Annotated in this window: 2 protein-coding genes and 1 pseudogene; all 3 read left to right on the forward strand. The window is 49.1% G+C overall.

Annotated elements, in window-relative coordinates:
• Window positions 1-190 (forward strand): annotated as a pseudogene (locus IBX50_RS20055) (diphosphate--fructose-6-phosphate 1-phosphotransferase); the annotation flags it as partial.
• A 248-nt stretch (window positions 191-438) separates the two neighbouring features.
• Window positions 439-720 carry a transcriptional regulator gene (locus tag IBX50_RS20060; protein ID WP_292258164.1) on the forward strand — a complete coding sequence of 94 codons (282 nt, stop codon included), beginning with the start codon at window positions 439-441 and terminating at the stop codon, window positions 718-720.
• Window positions 713-1969, forward strand: a complete 1257-nt coding sequence (locus tag IBX50_RS20065) for a type II toxin-antitoxin system HipA family toxin (RefSeq protein ID WP_292258165.1) — start codon at window positions 713-715, stop codon at window positions 1967-1969. The genes IBX50_RS20060 and IBX50_RS20065 overlap by 8 nt, the downstream gene beginning before the upstream one ends.
• The last annotated feature ends 147 nt before the right edge of the window (window positions 1970-2116 follow it).

A 2116-nucleotide genomic window follows, 5' to 3' on the forward strand; every position in this document is an offset into this window, starting at 1 on the left:
CAATGTCGAAAAATTCATGCCGCGTGATTACATCACTCCGGATGGTTTTGGCATCAGCGCTTTGGGTCGCCAGTACCTTGCACCCTTAATCCAGGGTGAAGACTTCCCGCCCTACAAGGATGGTATGCCGCAGTATGTTCGTCTGCAGCACAAGCTGGTCAGCAAAAAACTGCCGGACTTCCAGCCTTGATCTGAAGTTCTGAAGTCACACCAAAAGGCCGCTTGATGATTCAGCGGCCTTTTTTATTCCGTCTTTCCGCCTTTTGCCTCTGCAACACCTGACCTATAATCAACCCAGCCATATTTTTACCGTACGTAATATTTTTATTCTTTGGCTCGATACCAGCGAGATATTTTATCGTACGGTAAAATTTACTATCTGACCCAGCTTAAATATGCTATTTGTACCCTACGCTCACTTTTAAGGGCTGCTGATCCATGGAAAATCAAACGCGTTACGGCTGCATACAATCTGCTGAAGAGCTTGGCAAGTTGGCGCGCACTCACCGAAAACAACAAAAACTGACTCTGGAAACACTGTCCGGACTGGGTAATTTAAGCACCCGCTTTTTATCTGAGTTCGAAAGAGGTAAAGAAACCGCTGAGCTGGGCAAGGTTCTGAAAGCGCTGCATACCCTGGGACTTGAAGTGGTTGTACAGCCCAGACAGGGAAACCGCCGTGTATCCACTTCATTCCAAAAAGAGGATGCACATGATTGATCCTGATGGGTTAAATGTATGGAGTGGTCAGCAGCTGGTTGGTTACCTGTGGAGGAATACTCAAGGCCAACTGGGCTTTCGTTATCATGAACAATGGCTTCAACAGGGTGGCTTTGCCATTTCGTTCACCCTGCCCTTACAAAGTGAAGAGTTTACGCCTGAAGCTAACCTGGCTCACCGATTCTTCGCCAACCTGCTGCCAGAAGGAGGTGCACGCTCACAGATAGTTCGCGATCTGAAAATCAGCAATACCGACTTTGATCTGTTGCGTGCCATTGGCGGTGAGTGTGCCGGTGCACTCTCAATCCTTCAGGCGGAATACTCTCCAGTACAAGAAAGTACCTACCATCAACTCACTGAATCAGAACTGACTCAACTGGTGAAGCGCCGTGGACAGCCCTATAGCTGGCAGAACAATGAGCGTCCTCGTCTTTCACTGGCTGGAGCACAGGATAAGTGTCCAGTGCTGGTTCGTAACCAGCTTTACTGGCTACCAAAAAAAGAATCACCCACCAGCCATATTCTCAAATTTGAATTATCTGATTACCGAAATCTGCCAGCCTATGAAACCTTTACAACGCAACTGGCTCAAGCGATTGAGCTCCCAGCAGTTAATATAACCCTGCAGGTGGTTGAGGATACTCATTTTGCACTGATTGAGCGTTATGACCGACATGTAAACTCCGCCGGGCAATTGGTGCGCCTGCATCAAGAAGATTTTTGCCAGGCACTTGGGTACGGGCATGAACGCAAGTATCAGGACGATGGCGGCCCATCCTTTGCGGACTGTTATCGGCTACTGCGAGAGGTATCCACCAATCCGGCTAATGACTTGCAACACCTACTGCACTGGCAAATTTTTAATGTACTGGCAGGTAATTCCGATGGTCATGCCAAGAATCTCTCACTCCTTTACCTGCCTGATGGCGAAATACGCCTGGCACCTTTTTATGACCTGATCTGTACCCGTGCAATTGAACGCATTGATGCCCGACTGGCTTTTTCGGTCGGTCATGAGCGTAATCCCGAAACCCTGAATCTTGATCATTGGGATGCACTGGCTAAAGAGTGTGGTGTGCGCCCACGTTTTCTGCGTGGTCGAATCAGAATGCTGGCACATGCATTATTAAATGCCTTGCCTTTAGTGCGGAACGACTTTGAAACCCGATATAGCTCCTATCCGGCACTGCAACGTATCGAACAGATTGTGACCCGCCAGTGTAACCGCGCTCTGAAACAAATCACCTGACAGATCACCGACCTTTACCCCTCCAGCACCACAAAGGCCAGTGCCATATCCCGCTCATCACTAATGGAGAGGTGAATGCACTTCACGCCCAGCTCAGCAGCCAATTCCGCAGCCTTGCCGGTTAGTTGCATCAGGGGTTTGCCCAGT

The sequence above is a fragment of the Marinospirillum sp. genome, from assembly GCF_014859565.1.